This is a genomic window from Streptomyces griseiscabiei, from assembly GCF_020010925.1.
GTDB classification, from domain to species: domain Bacteria; phylum Actinomycetota; class Actinomycetes; order Streptomycetales; family Streptomycetaceae; genus Streptomyces; species Streptomyces griseiscabiei.
Genome location: NZ_JAGJBZ010000001.1, coordinates 2,158,061 through 2,175,123 on the forward strand (window position 1 = coordinate 2,158,061; position 17,063 = coordinate 2,175,123).

Genomic DNA, 17,063 nt, shown 5'->3' on the forward strand with positions numbered 1-17,063 from the left:
GACACACAGCCGCGCGCCCTGGCGGCCGGACGGCCCGCCGTCACCTCCCGGCGCGGGCCGCCTTGACGAACTCCCTGATCAGACCGGGGTCCTTGACGCCCCGGCGCTGTTCCACACCGCTGGAGACGTCCACACCCCAGGGGTGGGTGGCGGCGACGGCGTCCCGCACGTTCTCCGGGGTGAGACCGCCCGCGAGGAGCCACTTCTCCCCGGAGTCGGCCAGCGGCCTGCTCGCCCAGTCCCAGGCGACGCCGGAGCCGGGGACGGGGGCGTCGAGGAGCAGCATGTCCTCGCCGAACTCGCCGCAGCGGGGCACCGAGTCGCCGAAAGCGGCGGCGCGGATCAGGGTCCGGCCGTCGGCGGCCAGTTCGTCGTAGTAGGCGCGGTCGTCCGGGCCGTGCAGCTGGATCGCCCGGATCCCCGACTCGTCGGCCGCGGCCCGTACGTCGTCCAGGGGCTCCTTGCGGAAGACCCCGACCGTCAGGACGTGCTCCGGCACGCGACGGCCCAGCCGGGCGGCGAGGGCGGCGTCGATCCGGCGCGGACTGGCGGAGAAGACGAAGCCGATGGCGTCGGCGCCCGCCTCGACGGCCGTGTCGACGTCCTGTTCGGTCTTCAGACCGCAGATCTTGATGAAGAGGGCATCACTGGAGTTGCTCACGCCCCCAGCCTGCCGCATCGCCTGAGCCGGAGGCACGGGGACCACCTGACCGGGGCCTGCTGCCGCGGGGCGGGGGCCCTCCGGGGGGCGCTGGGTGGGGGTGCCGGGCTAGGGGGGCGCCGGGTCGGGGGCGCCGAGCTGACGGCGCCGGGTGGGCGTCGTCGGGCGGGTGGTGCCGGGTAGACGCCGGGTGGGGGGTGCCAGGCGGGTGGCGCCAGGTAGGGGGTGCCGGGCTAGCGGGGTGCCAGGCCTGGGGGCGCCAGGCGATCCGGGCGCCGCTCGACTTGAGGCGGCGACCAGGGGCCGGCGCGCCACGCCACGCCCCCTACCTTCCGCAGCGCGAGGAGCCACCCGACCCGGCTCTCCCTCACCGCCCGAGTGGCGACCGTCCGACCCGGCTCTCCCCCACCGCCGGTTCGGCGACCGTCCGACCCGGCCCTCCCGCCGCCGGTGCGGCCTTCACCCGCCCGGCGCCCCGCACGGAGACGCGGTACCGGCCCGGCGCGCGTGGCGATGACCCGTGTCGGCGCCCCGCACGACGACACGTACCGGCCCGGCGCCCCGGAGCACGGCCCCCGCGGCAATGACCACGTCAGCACCCCGCCATCCCGCGCCGTCAATCCCACGTCTGCGACAGATGCCGGGTGACCACCGCGGAGAGGGTGCGCACGCCTCGGGTCGAGCCGGGGTCGATGCCGGTGAGTTCGCGTACCCGGCGCAGCCGGTAGTCGAGGGTGCGGGTGTGGACGTTGAGGGCGGTGGCCGTCGAGCCGCGGCGCATGTCGTGGCGGTAGTAGGCGTCGAGGGTGAGCAGCAGGTCCGGGCCGGAGTCCAGGGCGCGGGCCAGCGAGCGCAGCCAGTCGTCGACGAACGGCACGTCCGCCACGGCGAGTTCCACGAAGACGTCGGCCAGGGCGTGCGGCCGCAGCCGGCCGGAGGCCCGGCGCAGCGGGGCGGCCCGGCCGATCCGCCGGGCCCGGTTCAGCGCCCCGGCCAGCTCGGGCAGCGGCGCGTTGGCGGTGCCGACGGCGCAGGGGCGGCCGAGGGCGCGGGCGAAGTCCCGGACGAGATCCGGCAGCCGGCCGGGGACGAGGTCGGGTAAGAGGTCGGGAACAGGGTGCGGGGGCGCGTCACCGGCCCTGGCGCCGCCGGAGGCCAGCGGCACCAGGGCGATCAGTTCCGCGCCCCCGTCACCGTCCCCCGGACCCCACATGACCGGCGTCTGGTGGGCCTTCACGAGTGTCTCGATCTCGTTTTCCAGGAATCGGTCGACGGCGGGCGGGTCCGGCAGCCGGAACACCGTCACCGCGCAGTGCTCCGGCAGTTCCATGTCGACGACGGCCGCGAGTTCCGCGGATATCGGATCTCCGTTCAGCAATGACCGGGCCAGCAGGGCGACCTGTTCGGTGTACGGCATTCGGCGGCGCAGTACGCGGACGAATCCCTGCCGGTAGGCGCCGATGCCCCGCTCGCCCTGGGGGGCGAACCAGGTCATCATCCGCATCAGTTCGTCGACACCACCGCCGCGCTGGGCGTCGGTCGCCTCGTTGATCTCACGCAGCATGAGCGCGGTGTGCACGCGCAGCACCCGCTGCCGTGCGTCGAGCGGCATTCCGGCAGCGGCCCGCAGCTCCCCCATGGACGCGATGTAGTCAAGATCATCAACCGTCAACTCGCTGTTCTCCGGCGAGAGTTCGACGGTCCGGTGCCGGAGCCACACCGCGTGCTCCAGCGTCTCGGCACGGGCCCGGACATCCTTGTCCAGGAACCCGAACTCCGGGATCTCGCGCGCGTAGGTCTCGACCTCCCGGTGGGCGTTGGCCGACGCCTGACGGGCCAGTTCGGCGAAGAGGCTCCCCATGGACGCGAGCATGTCATTCCGGACGAACGGGCCGACAGACGAGATCCGGACGGCGTTCATCACTTCGCATAAACCGGCGGCAAGCGGGCCGACAGGGTTTTTGTCACTCTGCGCAAAATTCCCGGATCGGGGCGTTCCCGTCACCTTTTCCGCTTGTGGAGGAGTCGTAAAGCGGCCTTAATGAGAACCGCGTACACGCCCGTGGGGGAACACCGCGAAATTCAGCAATCAGTACGGGCACGGGTACGAAATTCCTCAGCCAGGCGCCATGCGAGGGCGCACGCCCGAAACGGGAGGGAATCTCCGATGAATGCAGGCATACGAAAGAGAATCATGGCGGCGACGGCGGTCGTCGTCACCTCGACGGCACTCATGCTCGGCACCCCGGGCATCTCCTCGGCCGCCCCCGCCGCCACCCCCAGCCTGCGTGCCTACGGGATCAGCGGTGACGGCACGCTGATGGCCGCGTTCTGGACCGACCGGGCGGACGTGCTCAACTGGGTCAGGGCCGTCACCGGTCTCAGCGGCGACACGGGTCTGGTCGGCATCGACTTCCGGGTGCAGAACGGCGTGCTGTACGGCGTGGGCAACAAGGGCGGCATCTACACGATCAAGATCCCGACGGGCACGCAGGACGTCGTGGTCACCAAGGTGTCCCAGCTCCAGTACGCGCTGGTCGGCGCGAACTTCGGCGTCGACTTCAACCCGGCGGCCGACCGGCTGCGTGTGATCAGCGACAACGGCCAGAACCTGCGGCACAACCTGAACGACCACACGACGATCCAGGACCTGAACCTCACCACCCCGCCGATCGAGGGCACCACCAAGGGCGTCTCCGCCGCCGCCTACACGAACAACGACCTCGACGGGTCCACCGCGACCACCCTGTTCGACATCAACACGACCACGGACCAGGTCGTCATCCAGTCCCCGGCCAACAACGGCACGCTCGCCCCGACCGGCAACCTCGGCCTCGACGCCCAGATCAACGCCGGCATGGACATCTACTCCACGCTGAGCGGCGGCAAGACGGTCGACAACCTCGCCTTCGCCTCCCTCACCGCCTCCGGCGCGAGCACGCCCTCCCTCTACACCGTCAACGTCTTCACCGGGCAGGCCACCCTCGTCAACGACGCCGCCAAGTCCAAGTTCCCCCTGAACATCACGGACGTCGCCGTCTCCCTCACCGGCAGCTGACCCGTCGCACCTCCTCACCCTCGCCGCGGCCCGGACATCACCGGACCGCGGCGAGTCGGCGTACGCATCTCCTCTATGCTTCTACACGTCTGTAGAGGGAATGGCTGCCCTCAACAGCCCCCGTACGTACGCAAGTTAAGGAGTGGACGCCACGATGGTGTTCAAACGACTGCTCGGTTCGCTCGGTGTGGGCGGCCCCACGGTCGACACGGTTCTCGACCCCGGCGCGGTCCGCCCCGGCGCCACACTGAGCGGCCGGGTCCATCTCAAGGGCGGTGACGCCGACTTCGAGATCGAGCACATCACCCTGGAGCTGGTGGCGCGGGTCGAGGCCGAGCACGAGGAGGGCGAGAGCGAGGGCGTCGCCGTCTTCGACCGGACCACCGTCGGCGGCGGCTTCCGGCTGGCCGCGGGCGAACTGCGCGAGGTCCCGTTCACCCTCGCCCTGCCGTGGGAGACCCCGATCACCGAGCTCTACGGCCAGGCCCTCGGCATCGTGCTCGGCGTCCGCACCGAACTGGCCGTCGCCGACGCCCGGGACAAGGGCGACCTCGACCAGTTGAACGTCACCCCGCTGCCCGCGCAGGAGGCGATCCTCGAAGCCCTCGGCCGGCTCGGCTTCGGCTTCCGCTCCGCCGACCTCGAACACGGGCGGATCCACGGCACCGGCCAGCAGCTCCCCTTCTACCAGGAGATCGAGCTGATCCCCGCGCCGGAGTACGCCGACCGGATCAACGAGATCGAGCTGACCTTCCTCGCCGGTCCCGGCGGCCTGGAGGTCGTCCTGGAGGCCGACAAGCGCGGCGGGGCGTACTCCGGGAGCCACGACACCCTCACCCGCTTCACCGTCTCCCACGCCGAGGTCGCCCAGCAGGACTGGAACACCCTGGTCGACGGCTGGATCCGGCAGCTGGCCGAGCACCGCGCCGCCTACGCCCCCACCTCCCTCCACGGCCACCAGGGTGCACACGGCGACGACGGCCACCGCTCCGGCCCGGGCATCGGTACCGCCGTCGCCGCGGGCGCCGCCGGGCTCGCCGTCGGTGTGGTCGGCGGCATGGTGGCCGCCGAAGTCGTGGACGAGGTCGGGGACTTCTTCGAGGGCGAGGAGGAAGAAGAGGAGGAGGACGAGGAGTAGGAGCAGGACGGAGAGCAGGCGGAGGAGGACTGACATACGGTCCGGCGGGCCCGGGGAGCGGCCCGCCGGGTCAGCGCAGCTTCTCCAGATCGAGGTCCGATCCGACGACCAGGGTTACCACTCCCGCCGCGGCGTCCGCGGACCGTGCGGCCTTGGCGTCGGGCAGCCGTGAGGCGAGGACCTTCGCGTACTTGGTGAGGTCGTCCGGGTAGGAGACCGTGGTGGTGTCGGTGGTCTCGGGCGCGTTGCCCGTGCCGACGACCGTGAAGCCGGCCTCGCGCAGCTTCTCGGCGACGGCGGCGGCGCGCCCGGTGACCCCGGTGCCGTTGAGGACCTGGACCCGCACGGCGGACGCGTAGATCAGATCCTTCTTGGCCCGCGCCTGGAGCTTCTTCTTGTCCACCTCCTTGTCGCCGGCCAGCGAGGTGAACAGGTCGGCGGCCTGCGGGTACTGCCAGACGATGTTGGCCTTGTCGGCGGGGACGTCGGCCTCACGGGGGTAGTTGGGGACGGTGAGGAAGGTCAGCCGGTCGCTCGGGATGCCCTTCAGCTCGGAGGCGAGGTCGTAGAGCGGGTCGATGCCGGCGAGATCCTCGTCCGTGGTCAGGGACTTGGTTGCGGACTGCAGGAAGTCGTAGAGCGAAGGCGGGCTGGTCAGCTTGGACTTGGCCTTGGACGCCAGCGCCTCCATGAACTCCTGCTGCCGGCCGATGCGTCCGATGTCGGAGCCGTCGCCCACCGCGTAGCGGGTCCGTACATAGCCGAGGGCCTGCTCGCCCCGGACGGTCTGGCAGCCGGCTTCGATGTCGAGGCGGGCGTTCTCGTCCTTGATGGCCTGCTCGGGGCAGACCTCGATGCCCTCCAGGGCGTCGACCATCCCCTTGAAGCCCTGGAAGTCGACGGACATGAAGTTGTCGATGCGCAGTCCGGTGTTGGCCTCGACCGTACGGATCGAGCAGGCGGCGGCCCCGGCGACCTCGCCGCTCGAACCGCCGATCGCGAACGCCTCGTTGATCTTCGCCAGATGCGGGCCGGACGTGGTGCCGTCGCCCTTCTCGCAGGCCGATATCTCGACCCAGGAGTCGCGCGGGAACGACACCACGGTGGCCCACTCCCGGTTCGCGGGGATGTGCAGCACCATCAGCGTGTCCGACTGCATGGTGGTCAGGTCCTTGCCGTACTTGGCGTTGGCCCCGTCGCGGCTGTCCGAGCCGACGACCATGATGTTCTTCGACCCCGGGCTGAGATTGACCGGCCGGTCCCCGCCGAGCTTGCCGTCGACGTCGGCGCCCGTGATGTTGTTGTCCAGGTCCTTGTAGACCCAGGCACCGACACCGCCGGCACCGAGGACGAGCACGGCCGCGGTCCCCGCGAGCCAGCTCACCGTACGGCCGCGTCGTGTCAGCCGTGTCCCCCCGCCTCCGGCGCCCGCGCGCCGCCTTCCCGTACCGCTCACCGGCCCTGCCCCCGCCTCGGCCGCACCCGGCCGGTCGACTGCCCCCTGGTCGTCCGGTGGTCGTGATCACCGAACCCGCAGGACTCTACATGCATGTAGATATACGGATCGGTGCCGTACACGTCTCACCACGCCCCGTGTTCACGACGGCGTGCGCGAACGTCGCGGACGAACGTCACAGTGGCGTCGCAGCGTACAGAATGAGGACCATCGTCACGGCCGAGTTCGCCGAGGACATGGCCGACAGCGCCGCGCCGACGGCCGCTCCCCACGCGGCCAGCCCCACCGAGGTGAACACCGAGGGCAGGCTGCGCACCGCGGGCGGCGGACCGAGGAGCGCCGCGACCCGGCGCGGCACGGGTCCCGAGGCGGCGAAGCCGGCGAGTGTCGCCACCGGTGAACCGGCGGACACCAGCGCCGCCTTGCCGATCGCGCGCGCCACCACCCGGCGGCTGCCGACCGTGTGCGCCGCGTCCTCGTCCGCCCACCGCTCCGCCGTGTACGCCACGGCCGTGCCCAGGGGCCGCAGGAACGGGTTGGCACGCGCGGCCAGCCGGACGGCGAGCAGCAACCGGTGGTGCCGGGCGGCGAGATGGGCCCGCTCATGGGCGAACAGCGCCCGCCGCTCGGCCGGTTCCAGACACGCCAGCAGGGCCGTGCTCACCACGACCCGGTCGCGCCTGCCGCCGGGCAGCGCGTACGCGTACGGCGCCTCGTCGGGCAGGACGGCCACCTCCGTGCCGGGCAGCCCGGCCAGGGCCCGGTGGGCGCGGCGGCGGACCCGGCCGTGCCGCCCGAGGGCCCGGCCGCAGGCCAGCAGTACGGCGAGCAGCGCGGGGATGGCGAGGCGCCCGGCGACCTCGTCGTACGGGACGGCCGCGCGCACCTCGGGGTCGGACCAGCCGTCGGGCAGGGGATTGCCGGGCAGTTGGGCCGTGCCGACCACCATCAGCAGGCCCAGGCAGACGGTGCTGCACACCGCCATCACCACGGCCACACCGGTCAGCAGCCGAGTGGCGGTGCGTGGATGCAGCCGCTGCTCGGCCAGTCGTGCGATGGGCCACGCGGTGAGCGGCAGGACGAGCGGCAGAAAGACGAACACCCCCATGAGGCCTAGTCGTCCCCTTCGCCCCTCGCCCGCCCCAGCAACTCGCGCAGCAGCCGTTCGTCGTCCGGCGCCAGGGAGGTGACGAAGCTGGCCAGCACCGCCTCGCGGTCGCTCTCGCCGTCGAGGACCCGGCGCATCCGGTGCGCGGCCAGGCCCGCCTGGTCCGAGGCGGGGGTCCACACGAAGGAGCGGCCGGAACGCTCCCGGCTCACCGCGCCCTTGGCCAGCAGCCGGGTCAGGATGGTGATCACCGTCGTATAGGCGAGGTCGCCGCCGAGGCGTTCCTGGACCCACCCCGCGCTCTCGGGGCCGTCCGCCTCGCGCAGCGCGGACAGGACGAGCGCCTCCAACTCGCCCTGGCCCCGCCGCCGGGAGCGCTGTCGGTCCGTCACACCCCGTCCCCTTTCCGTCAACCGTCTCGTGATCCGTCTCGCGGTCCCTCTCGCGGTCCGTCTCGTGATCTACAGAATTGTAGAAGGAGAGTTGCCGAAGGACTCTCCCCATCTTCTACAGTGCTGTAGATTTCTGAGGAATCCATGACGCCGACGACACCGACAACGTCAAGAAGGAGTACGCCGTGGGAGTTTCCCTGTCCAAAGGCGGCAACGTCTCGCTCAACAAGGAGGCACCGGGTCTGACGGCCGTCCTGATCGGACTGGGCTGGGACGTGCGGACGACCACCGGCACCGACTACGACCTCGACGCCTCGGCACTGCTGCTCGACACCGCCGGGAAGGTCCTCTCCGACCGGCACTTCGTCTTCTACAACAACCTGACCAGCCCGGACGGTTCGGTCGAGCACACCGGTGACAACCTCACCGGTGAGGGCGAGGGCGACGACGAGTCGGTCAAGGTGAACCTGGCGGCCGTGCCCGCCGAGGTCGACCGGATCGTCTTCCCGGTCTCGATCCACGACGCCGCGAACCGGGGCCAGAGCTTCGGCCAGGTCCGCAACGCCTTCATCCGCGTGGTCAACCAGGCCGGCGGCACCGAGATCGCCCGCTACGACCTGTCCGAGGACGCCTCCACCGAGACGGCGATGGTCTTCGGCGAGCTGTACCGCAACGGCGCCGACTGGAAGTTCCGTGCCGTCGGGCAGGGTTACGCCTCCGGGCTGGCCGGGATCGCCGCCGACTTCGGCGTCAACGTCTGAGGAGGCGGGGTGAAGGGGCGGTATCGCCCGGCCGGCCCGCGCTCCGAGGACCGGGCCGACTTCGAGGCCGTACTGCGGCTGGCGCTGGACACCCCGGACATCCGGGACGCCCTGCGCGCCGACGCGAGCGGTCTGGCCGAACGGCGGCTGCGGTTCCGGGCGGAGGCGGACGCGGACGCGATCATGGCGGTGGCGCACGCCGAGCACGAGGCGTACCTCGCCGCGCTCGCGTCCGCCGCCGGGGCGTCGGCCACCGGCGGGGAGTGGGGCGCGCCGGCGGTCGACGCCCCGGGCGGGAAGGGGGACGCGCCGATGGTCGAGGATGCGGAGGGACGGGCGTGGCGCCGGGCCGCCGACGCCGAGTTGCTGCCGCTCGTGGCGGTGCTCACACCGTCCCTGGCCGCCTCCTCCGCCGCCGTCGTGCTCGTCCTCGGGTATCTCCTGCGACTGACCGGGGTGCGGGGCACATTGCCCGGTTCGCTGATCGCCGCCGGCTGGACGCTCACCCTCTTCGCGGCCGTGAGCGCCCTGCTGGCGTTCGCCGCGCTGTTCCGTACGGCGCTGCGCGGACACGGCGACCGGGAGCGTCCCGGCGGACCGGAGCAGGCCCGGCTCGTCTGGCGGCAGGCGCTGTTGTACCGGGGCATGCTCCCCCATCTGCGCCGCTGCCTCCACGAGGATCCGTCCCTCAGCGGACCGAGTCCCCGGAACCGTCCCGCTTGACCACGCACAGGGCCCAGATGATGAAGGCCGAGAAGGCGATCATCACGATGGACCAGACGGGGTAGTACGGCAGGGACAGGAAGTTGGCGATGATGATGAGGCCGGCGATGGCGACGCCGGCCACCCGCGCCCACATCGACGCCTGGAACAGGCCCAGACTGACGAGGACGGCCACGGCACCGAGGATGAGATGGACCCAGCCCCAGCCGGTGAGGTCGAACTCGAAGACGTAGTTGCGGGTGCTGACGAAGACCTCGTCCTCGGCGATCGCCATGATGCCCCGGCACACCGCGAGGATGCCCGCGATCATGAGCATGATGGCCGCGAAGACCGTCAGCCCCTCGGCGACGGGCCGTGCGTGCTTGGTCGAACGCACATGCCCGGAGTGTGTGGCTGTCATACCGCTACCTCGATTCGCTGTGGTGCGTTCCGTGGCCGCTTCCGTGGCCGCTCAGGACCAGTTCCTTGGCGCGGCGGAACTCGTCGTCGGAGATGTCGCCGCGGGAGCGGATCTCGGACAGTCTGGCCAGTTCGTCGACACTGCTGGGCTGTCCCCCACCGCCCTTGGCCGTCTGCCGGATGTAGTCGTCGAAGGCGTTCTGCTGGGCCCGTGCCTGCGCCACCTCGCGACGGCCCATGTTCTTGCCACGGGCGATCACGTAGACGAACACGCCCAGGAACGGCAGCAGGATCGTGAAGACCAGCCAGCCCGCCTTGGCCCAGCCGCTCATCTCGTCGTCGCGGAAGATGTCGACCACGACCCGGAAGAGCAGCACGAACCACATGATCCACAGGAACAGCCAGAGCATCGACCAGAAGACGCTCAGCAGCGGGTAGTCGTACGCGAGGTACGTCTGACCACTCATGTCTCTCCTCCGTTCCGGACGTTCGCCCGACAGGTGTCCTGCCGTCCTCGGCGCGCCCACGGCACCGTGATCGGCGCCGTTCCCAGCGTGCGCACGGCAAGGTCCGGGTGCCTCACCCCGGGCGGGTGAGAGCGGGCTCCTCCGGGGCGGGTTCCGCCGCGGCGGCGGTCACGGCCACGAGCGCGAGGACGACGACGACCAGGACGGCGACGAGGACGACCACACCGACCGTGGGGTGGTTCCACAGGATGAGGGCCAGGGCTCCCGCCCCGAGGACGACGCCGCTGGTCCACCGGGGGTGCGCCGCCAGCAGCCGGCCGGTGCGCCCGGTGGACACCCCGGCGCTCCGCAGCGCCCGCCCGGCCGCCGTGGTGCCGCGCCGGGCCAGGGCCCGCACCCACCGGGCCGCCCGCCCGGGGCCGTACATGTAGGCGGCGAGGGCCGTGGCCAGGAAGACGACGAGGAGGGTACGGGTGCTGTCGCGCAGGAAGCGCAGGAAGGTGTCGAAGATCGCCCCGGCGGCGTCCGGCGGCAGGGTCGCGGCCGGTACGGCGTCCAGGTAGACACGGCGGACGACGGCCAGTGCGACGAGCAGCACCACCATCATCAGGCCGAGCCCCAGGGCCGTGATCAGCAGCATCACCCGGTGTCCGGGCGCGGTCCACACGGCCAGGGCGGCGAGGGCGACGGTGATCACGGGCAGCCAGGTGCCGAGGATGTCCAGCAGCCGCATGGCGTCCTGGGCCTTGCCCAGTTCGTCGGTGTGGAAGAGGGTGACCTTCCGGTCGGTGTCGGGGATGGCGGCGGCCTTGTCGAAGCCCGCGTCGACGAGGCGTTCCCGTACCTGGTCGACGACGGTGCCGAGGTCCAGCTGGATCGTGTCGCCGGTGGCTTGCAGGGCGCCGTCCCGCTCACCGGTGAGCATGTGCACCACCGCGGCGTGTGCCTGCCGGTTCGAGCCCTCCCAGGTCTGGCGGAACACCTCGCTGGTGACGACCCGGGTCACATTGCGGTCCACGACGGTCCGGACCACGGAACGCAGCGGGCCGTCCAGGGCCGCGGCGCCCGTCACGACGGCCGACGGGGCGCCGTTGTCCGCGAGCACCTTGGTCAGGGCGTCCGTCACCGCCTCGACGTCCACCTTCTTGACCACCTCGTCCGTCAGCCGGTTGATCACGACCTGCTGGACGGCCGGGTCGGAGGCCAGCGGGGCGACCGTCTCCACGTACCGGTCGGTGTCGGCGACCGTCTCCTGCACCCAGGCCGCGACGACCGCGAGCGGCGCGAGCACCAGCGTCACCACCAGCAGCACCGCGGCCCCCGCCTTGCGCAGCCGCCGATGCCGCACCCCCGCGTGCCGCCGCAGCCGCTCGTACTCGGCCCGCTCCTCGGCACTGAGCGGATGCGCGGCGGCACGGGCATCGTGGTTCGGTGGGCCCGGGTCCGGGTCGTCCGGGTCGGGTGGTACGGAGTCCTTGTCCGGGGCCATGGCTCCTCCTCGGTCGGACAGGGGGCTGTCGGACAGGAGCTCAGAAGGTCCCGGCGGTCGGCTCCCGGGAACCCGTGAGGCCCGCCCGGTGCAGGGCGGCACGCCAGGCGAGGGCCACCGCCGCCTCGCCCAGGCCGAGCAGGACCAGCCACAGGCCGAGCAGCCGCGTCAGCGCCGTGGCGGACTCGGTGGGCAGCGCCAGCACCACGATCCCCGCGACGATCCCGAGCACCGCGGCGCCCAGCACGAAGCCGCGGTGGGGCAGGTCCTTGGCGGCCAGGGCGGTGTACAGGGTGAGGATGCCGGTCGCCAGCCAGACGATCCCGACGATCAGCGAGAGCGCGGCGATGGTCTGCAGCGGGTTCCGCAGACAGAGCACACCGGCCAGGACGTACAGCAGCGCGAGGAGCAGCCCGGACAGCCGCTCGCCCGGCTCCCGGCGGGCGAAGACGTCGACGAACCGGAAGACGCCCATCGCGAGCAGATACAGGCCGAGGAGGACCGCGAGCACGTGCAGGGTCCCGTCCGGCCAGACCAGGACGACGATGCCCGGCACCAGCGTGGCCGCGGCCGAGCCGAGGATCCACTTCCAGGACCGCCCCACGCGCCCAAGCGCCTCCGCCGGATCACCCGTGGCTCCGGACGCCGTGCCACGAGACGCACTGTCCCACCCGGGGTCGGCGCCGTGCCCACCGGGAGCGGCACCCGTACCACCGGGGGACGCGCCGGCTGTGTCGGGGGCGCCGCCCGGACCGCCCGGGACGGCTCCCGTCCCGCCATGTCCGGCGTCCGTGACGCCGGAGCCTTCGTAGGGGCCGCTTCGTGGTTGCGGGCCGCCGGACTCGGTCATGGCTCCTCCTCGCGCGGCCGGGCGGGACCGCTTCCGCACCGCACCGCCGACGCGGGGCGGTGTGCCGGCACGCGGTCACGCTCACCTGACCGGGCCAGCGTCCCGCCGCCCCGGCACCCGCCGGATCACCCTCGGCGGGTGATCCCCGCGCGCCCGGTCCACGATGAGGTGGGGGGTACGCCCGGCGGGCGGTTGAGGAGGTATGTCATGACCGTATCGAGCGCATCGACGGTGTCGCTGTCCGTGTCCGAGAGGGCGGCCCACGGCCGCGACGCGCGCAAGCGCGCCTCGCGGTCCTGCCACGGCTGGTTCGAGGCGGACGCGGACGACGGACGCACCGACCCGATCGAGGTGATCGAGCGGCAGTCGGCCACCCGGCTCCAGGACCTGGTGCCGATCCGCTACGGCCGCATGCTCGAATCCCCGTTCCGCTTCTACCGCGGCGCGGCGGCGATCATGGCGTCCGATCTCGGGCCGCTGCCCAACACCGGACTGACCGTGCAGCTCTGCGGCGACGCCCACCTGCTCAACTTCCGTCTGCTGGCCTCGCCCGAACGTCATCTCGTCTTCGACATCAACGACTTCGACGAGACGCTGGCCGGCCCGTTCGAGTGGGATGTGAAACGCCTCGCCGCCAGCTTCGTGATCGCGGCCCGCGCCAACGGCTTCTCGACGGCCGAGCAGAACGGCGCCGTCCGGACCTGCGTGAAGGCGTACCGGCGGCGGATGCGCGAGTTCGCCGGCATGCCCACCCTGGACATCTGGTACGCGCAGGACGACGTCGACCGGCTGCGGGAGCTGATGGCCTCCTCGATGGACAAGGAGAGCCGGCGCCGCACCGCCAAGGCGACCGCGAAGGCCCGTACGCGCACCCACCTCCAGGCCTTCGAGAAGCTCACCCGCATCACGGCCGAGGGCCGGCTGATCGCCCCCGACCCACCCCTGATCACCCCCCTCCGCGACCTGCTGGCGGACCCCTCCGCCGCGGGCCAGGAGAAGGAACTGCACGGTGTCCTGGAGCAGTACGCACGCACCCTGTCGTCCGAGCGCCGCCATCTGCTGCGCCACTACCACGCCGCCGACATGGCCCGGAAGGTGGTGGGCGTCGGCAGCGTGGGCACGCGCTGCTGGATCGTGCTCCTGCTCGGCCGCGACGACCACGACCCGCTGCTGCTCCAGGCCAAGGAGGCACAGGAGTCCGTCCTCTCCGCCCAACTCGGCGGCGACCGCTGGGAGAACCAGGGCCGCCGGGTGGTGTCGGGGCAGCGGCTGATCCAGACGACGAGTGACATCTTCCTGGGCTACACCCATGTCGTCGGGCTGGACGGCCGTGAACGGGACTTCTACGTACGGCAGTTGCGCGACTGGAAGGGCATCGCCCGGCCGGAGACCTGGGACCCGGGGCTGCTGCGGCTCTTCGCGCGGGTGTGCGGTGCCAGCCTGGCGCGGGCCCACGCCCGGTCCGGCGACCCCGTCGCCATCGCCGCCTACCTCGGCGGTAGCGACCGCTTCGACCGTGCCCTCACCGAGTTCGCACAGGCCTACGCCGACCGGAACGAGCGCGACTTCGAGGCGCTGGGCGTGGCCGCGCACACGGGCAGGGTCCGGACCGAGATCCTCTGAACCTGAACCTGAACCTCCGGGGACCCGCTGGCTCACTCCAGTCGCTGTGACTACTGCGGTCACTCCGGCAGTTGGCGCATCTCCAGTACCCGCAGGCCCAGGGACTGGCAACGGGCCAGCAGCCCGTACAGATGCGCCTCGTCGACCACATGCCCGAACAGGACCGTGTGGCCCGAGATCAGCACATGCTCCAGTTCGGGGAAGGCGCCGGTGAGCGCCTTCGACAGCTGTCCCTCGACGCGGATCTCGTAGCGCATGAGCGGTGTTCCCCCATGGCCTGGGTACGGGCGCGCTGCGCCCCTTCTCTGCGATTTCTCTGCGATCCCTCCCTGGGATCCTCCGCCCCGGAGCACCGGCCGGTCCTCACCCCGGGCAGGTGAGTCGGCGATGGGCCGGTGGACCAGTGGGCCGGTGGGCAGGCACGTCAGTGGTTCAACGGTTCAGTGGGTCAGGTAGAGCTTGAACCCGATGATCAGGAGACCGAGCAGCAGGTTCACCGAGGCGGTCAGGGCGACCAGCCCCCACGAGGCGTCGGCGCGGCGGGCCGCCGCGGCCGACCAGCCCACCTGTCCCGCCACGGCCACCGAGAGCGCCAGCCAGAGGGCGCCCGCCAGGTCGAGGCCGAGGAGCGGACTCACCGCTACGGCGACGGCCGGCGGAACGGCGGCGTTGACGATCGGCCACTCGTCACGGCAGACCTCCGCCACGACCCGGCGGTCCAGCCCCCGCTGCGCCAGCCGGGCCCCGAACAGCTGGGCGTGCACATGGGCGATCCAGAACACCAGACCCGTGAGCAACAGCAGAAGGACGACCTCCACCCGGGGATGGGCCCCGGGCGCACCGGCGCCGATGATCACGGAGGAGGCGAGCATGGACCCGTAGACACCACCGGTGTAGTCGGCACGGGCCCGGCGCGCACGGCCGCCGCGCTCGGCCGGGGAGGCGGGAGAGGTGGGGGGTGTGGCGGGCGTGGCAGGCCCGGGGCTGGGCATCGTCACGGCCTCCTCTCGGTGGGCGGCTGTCCCGTCGGCCGTCCCGTCGGCTGTCTCCTGGGCTGTCTTCTCGACTGTCTTCTTCGACATTCGACATGTGAGGGCATCAGCGCCGGGGGCCGTGCGCGGCGCTCGGGGCGGCCGGGGCGGCCGGGGCGGCGTCCGTCCCGGGCCCGTCCGGCGGCGTACGGTCCGCCCGTCCGCCCGGCAGGCGTGGGGTGACCAGGAAGGCCGCGAGGGTGATGCCGCCGGTGGCGAGGATCGCCGCCTTCAGGCCGTCCAGCTGGGCCGAGGCGTAGGAGTCGGTGAGGGCGTCGACCTCGGACGGTGGAAGCCCGGCGCGTTCGGCCGCCGTACGGACCTGGTCGGTGGGGACGAAGCTGATCCCCGCCTGCAGCGCGACGCTCGTCTGCTGCCTGGCCTCCTGCGAGAGCCGCGGGTCGTCCTCCACCTGCGCGGTGAAGGCGTGGGCGAGGGAGCCGATGAGCAGCGATCCGATGAGCGCGGTACCGAGGGCGGAGCCGAGGTTCTGGGCCGTGAACTGCAGCCCGCCGACCTCACTGCGCTCCTCCTCGCCCACGCTGGACTGCACGACGTTGCCGAGCTGCGAGGCGAGCAGCCCCATGCCGACGCCGAGCAGGCCCATGGAGAGGGCGAACTGGGTGTCGTCGATGACGGGGTCGATGGTGGCCAGCAGCCACGCGATGGCCACGGCCAGCGTCGCCAGGGCGAGCCGCACGACCCGGCGCGGTCCCGCCAGGCGGCCGAGCCGGGAGGCGACCAGGGAGGCGGCGAGCATGGTGATGGAGACGGGGAGCAGCCGCAGTCCGGTCTCGAAGGCGTCGAAGCCCTGTACGACCTGCAGATAGAGCGGAATGGTGAAGAACAGCCCGAGCAGGATGAGGTTCTGGCAGAGCAGTGCCGACAGGCCCGAGCGCAGGGCGGGCCGGCGCAGCAGGGGCAGGTGGACGAGGGGGTCGGTGCCGTGGGCGGCCCGCCGGTGCTCCCAGTGCGCGAAGCAGGCGAGGACGACTGCTCCGGCGCCGACGACGAACAGGGTGGGGGCGAAGCCCATCACGGTGAAGGGCGGGTTGCGGGGCTGCACCCAGCCCCAGGTGCTGCTCTGCAGGACGCCGAGCACGCCCAGCCCGAGGCCCGCGGCGGACAGCGTGGCGCCGACGCCGTCCATGGCGGGGCGGGGCCCGGTCCGGGGAACCTCGCTGATCACCCGGCGGAAGCAGAGCACGGCGAGAACCACGACCACCTCGCCGACGAAGACCAGCCGCCAGGTGAGATACGTGGTCACCCAGCCGCCCAGCAACGGGCCGACGGCGATCCCCGCACCGGCCAGTCCACCGATGACGCCGTAGGCGACGGCCCGGTCCCGGCCCCGGTAGGACTCGGCGACGAGGGCAGCCATGGCCGGCAGCACCATCGCGGCACCGAGCCCCTCGATGACCGACCAGCCCAGCGCGAGCACCCACAGCGTGGGCGCCGCGGCGGTCAGGGCCGAGCCGGTGCCGTAGACCACGAGCCCGAGAAAGAAGAGCCGCCGACGGCCGAAGATGTCTCCCAGCCGCCCCCCGATGATCATGAAGGCGGCCATGACCAGCGCGTACAGCGTGATGACGGCCTGGATGGCGGTCACCTCGGTGTCGAAGTCCTCCACCAGCTGACTGATCGAGACATTCATGACCGACGTGTCCAGCACCATCAGAAACTGCGCCGTCCCCAGCACGATCAGAGCCCGCCAGTGCTTCACGGCGTCCACCTCACCGACTCGACCCGGAACCCCGGCAGGGGATGCCCGGCGGCGACCCGTTCGCCACCTCCATCGCAGCTCAGAACCCTTGTGGCTGCCTCACCCGCCACGGGCGAGGCAGCCACCGCCCGGCCGGGGAACCCACGCCCACGGGAGCACCGAGCCGGTCACCACCCCGGCCCCT

At 72.0% G+C, this 17,063-nt stretch carries 17 protein-coding genes; 5 read left to right on the forward strand and 12 right to left on the reverse strand.

Annotated elements, in window-relative coordinates; translation table 11 throughout:
* Positions 1-40: 40 nt before the first annotated feature.
* The gene (locus J8M51_RS09385; protein WP_267299295.1) at positions 41-679 is read right to left on the reverse strand and encodes a phosphoribosylanthranilate isomerase; all 639 of its coding nucleotides are present in this window, start codon (positions 677-679) and stop codon (positions 41-43) included.
* Between the two features lie 598 nt (positions 680-1,277).
* Entirely contained in the window at positions 1,278-2,522 is a 1,245-nt protein-coding gene (locus tag J8M51_RS09390; protein ID WP_179203189.1) for a PucR family transcriptional regulator, read from the reverse strand.
* A 333-nt stretch (positions 2,523-2,855) separates the two neighbouring features.
* Here J8M51_RS09390 and J8M51_RS09395 point away from each other — a divergent pair, with 333 nt between their 5' ends.
* Positions 2,856-3,719 (forward strand): DUF4394 domain-containing protein, encoded by an 864-nt coding sequence (locus tag J8M51_RS09395; protein ID WP_086757535.1) that lies wholly within the window; start codon positions 2,856-2,858, stop codon positions 3,717-3,719.
* A gap of 154 nt (positions 3,720-3,873) precedes the next feature.
* A complete protein-coding gene (locus tag J8M51_RS09400) occupies positions 3,874-4,857 on the forward strand; it encodes a sporulation protein (protein ID WP_179203190.1) in 984 nt (327 codons plus the stop codon).
* A gap of 70 nt (positions 4,858-4,927) precedes the next feature.
* Here J8M51_RS09400 and J8M51_RS09405 read toward each other — a convergent pair whose 3' ends face one another.
* The 3 genes from J8M51_RS09405 to J8M51_RS09415 all read right to left on the reverse strand — a co-directional run bounded on the left by J8M51_RS09405 (position 4,928) and on the right by J8M51_RS09415 (position 7,813).
* The gene (locus tag J8M51_RS09405) at positions 4,928-6,313 is read right to left on the reverse strand and encodes an LCP family protein (RefSeq protein WP_179203191.1); all 1,386 of its coding nucleotides are present in this window, start codon (positions 6,311-6,313) and stop codon (positions 4,928-4,930) included.
* A gap of 175 nt (positions 6,314-6,488) precedes the next feature.
* The gene (locus J8M51_RS09410) at positions 6,489-7,421 is read right to left on the reverse strand and encodes a M56 family metallopeptidase (protein WP_086757540.1); all 933 of its coding nucleotides are present in this window, start codon (positions 7,419-7,421) and stop codon (positions 6,489-6,491) included.
* Positions 7,422-7,426: 5 nt separating this feature from the next.
* Entirely contained in the window at positions 7,427-7,813 is a 387-nt protein-coding gene (locus J8M51_RS09415; RefSeq protein ID WP_086757542.1) for a BlaI/MecI/CopY family transcriptional regulator, read from the reverse strand.
* A gap of 185 nt (positions 7,814-7,998) precedes the next feature.
* Here J8M51_RS09415 and J8M51_RS09420 point away from each other — a divergent pair, with 185 nt between their 5' ends.
* Positions 7,999-8,574 carry a TerD family protein gene (locus J8M51_RS09420; protein ID WP_086757544.1) on the forward strand — a complete coding sequence of 192 codons (576 nt, stop codon included), beginning with the start codon at positions 7,999-8,001 and terminating at the stop codon, positions 8,572-8,574.
* Positions 8,575-8,583: 9 nt separating this feature from the next.
* Positions 8,584-9,297, forward strand: a complete 714-nt coding sequence (locus J8M51_RS09425) for a hypothetical protein (RefSeq protein ID WP_086757546.1) — start codon at positions 8,584-8,586, stop codon at positions 9,295-9,297.
* Here the strand turns inward: J8M51_RS09425 and J8M51_RS09430 are convergent.
* The 4 genes from J8M51_RS09430 to J8M51_RS09445 form a co-directional block, all read right to left on the reverse strand.
* The gene (locus J8M51_RS09430; RefSeq protein WP_086757548.1) at positions 9,263-9,697 is read right to left on the reverse strand and encodes a DUF7144 family membrane protein; all 435 of its coding nucleotides are present in this window, start codon (positions 9,695-9,697) and stop codon (positions 9,263-9,265) included. The genes J8M51_RS09425 and J8M51_RS09430 overlap by 35 nt on opposite strands.
* Before the next feature lie 4 nt (positions 9,698-9,701).
* Positions 9,702-10,163 (reverse strand): SHOCT domain-containing protein, encoded by a 462-nt coding sequence (locus J8M51_RS09435; protein WP_086757550.1) that lies wholly within the window; start codon positions 10,161-10,163, stop codon positions 9,702-9,704.
* Between the two features lie 112 nt (positions 10,164-10,275).
* Positions 10,276-11,652 carry a hypothetical protein gene (locus tag J8M51_RS09440; RefSeq protein WP_256965188.1) on the reverse strand — a complete coding sequence of 459 codons (1,377 nt, stop codon included), beginning with the start codon at positions 11,650-11,652 and terminating at the stop codon, positions 10,276-10,278.
* Between the two features lie 40 nt (positions 11,653-11,692).
* The gene (locus J8M51_RS09445; protein ID WP_398855804.1) at positions 11,693-12,502 is read right to left on the reverse strand and encodes an HdeD family acid-resistance protein; all 810 of its coding nucleotides are present in this window, start codon (positions 12,500-12,502) and stop codon (positions 11,693-11,695) included.
* Between the two features lie 207 nt (positions 12,503-12,709).
* Here J8M51_RS09445 and J8M51_RS09450 point away from each other — a divergent pair, with 207 nt between their 5' ends.
* Positions 12,710-14,125 (forward strand): DUF2252 domain-containing protein, encoded by a 1,416-nt coding sequence (locus tag J8M51_RS09450; RefSeq protein ID WP_216586885.1) that lies wholly within the window; start codon positions 12,710-12,712, stop codon positions 14,123-14,125.
* A gap of 59 nt (positions 14,126-14,184) precedes the next feature.
* Here J8M51_RS09450 and J8M51_RS09455 read toward each other — a convergent pair whose 3' ends face one another.
* From J8M51_RS09455 to J8M51_RS09465, 3 genes are all read right to left on the reverse strand, one after another.
* Positions 14,185-14,382, reverse strand: coding sequence for a hypothetical protein (locus tag J8M51_RS09455; RefSeq protein ID WP_086764434.1), 198 nt, complete (start codon positions 14,380-14,382; stop codon positions 14,185-14,187).
* Between the two features lie 183 nt (positions 14,383-14,565).
* Positions 14,566-15,117 carry a hypothetical protein gene (locus J8M51_RS09460; RefSeq protein WP_216586905.1) on the reverse strand — a complete coding sequence of 184 codons (552 nt, stop codon included), beginning with the start codon at positions 15,115-15,117 and terminating at the stop codon, positions 14,566-14,568.
* Between the two features lie 106 nt (positions 15,118-15,223).
* Positions 15,224-16,879, reverse strand: a complete 1,656-nt coding sequence (locus J8M51_RS09465; RefSeq protein WP_267299101.1) for an MFS transporter — start codon at positions 16,877-16,879, stop codon at positions 15,224-15,226.
* Between the last annotated feature and the right edge of the window lie 184 nt (positions 16,880-17,063).

Coding starts and splice junctions, on each gene's coding strand:
- J8M51_RS09435 (WP_086757550.1), bottom strand. CDS start 10,163: ATGAGTGGTCAGACGTACCTCGCGTACGACTACCCGCTGCTGAGCGTC.
- J8M51_RS09445 (WP_398855804.1), bottom strand. CDS start 12,502: ATGACCGAGTCCGGCGGCCCGCAACCACGAAGCGGCCCCTACGAAGGC.
- J8M51_RS09395 (WP_086757535.1), top strand. CDS start 2,856: ATGGCGGCGACGGCGGTCGTCGTCACCTCGACGGCACTCATGCTCGGC.
- J8M51_RS09385 (WP_267299295.1), bottom strand. CDS start 679: ATGCGGCAGGCTGGGGGCGTGAGCAACTCCAGTGATGCCCTCTTCATC.
- J8M51_RS09430 (WP_086757548.1), bottom strand. CDS start 9,697: ATGACAGCCACACACTCCGGGCATGTGCGTTCGACCAAGCACGCACGG.
- J8M51_RS09460 (WP_216586905.1), bottom strand. CDS start 15,117: ATGCCCAGCCCCGGGCCTGCCACGCCCGCCACACCCCCCACCTCTCCC.
- J8M51_RS09455 (WP_086764434.1), bottom strand. CDS start 14,382: ATGCGCTACGAGATCCGCGTCGAGGGACAGCTGTCGAAGGCGCTCACC.
- J8M51_RS09400 (WP_179203190.1), top strand. CDS start 3,874: ATGGTGTTCAAACGACTGCTCGGTTCGCTCGGTGTGGGCGGCCCCACG.
- J8M51_RS09440 (WP_256965188.1), bottom strand. CDS start 11,652: ATGGCCCCGGACAAGGACTCCGTACCACCCGACCCGGACGACCCGGAC.
- J8M51_RS09410 (WP_086757540.1), bottom strand. CDS start 7,421: ATGGGGGTGTTCGTCTTTCTGCCGCTCGTCCTGCCGCTCACCGCGTGG.
- J8M51_RS09450 (WP_216586885.1), top strand. CDS start 12,710: ATGACCGTATCGAGCGCATCGACGGTGTCGCTGTCCGTGTCCGAGAGG.
- J8M51_RS09390 (WP_179203189.1), bottom strand. CDS start 2,522: ATGGGGAGCCTCTTCGCCGAACTGGCCCGTCAGGCGTCGGCCAACGCC.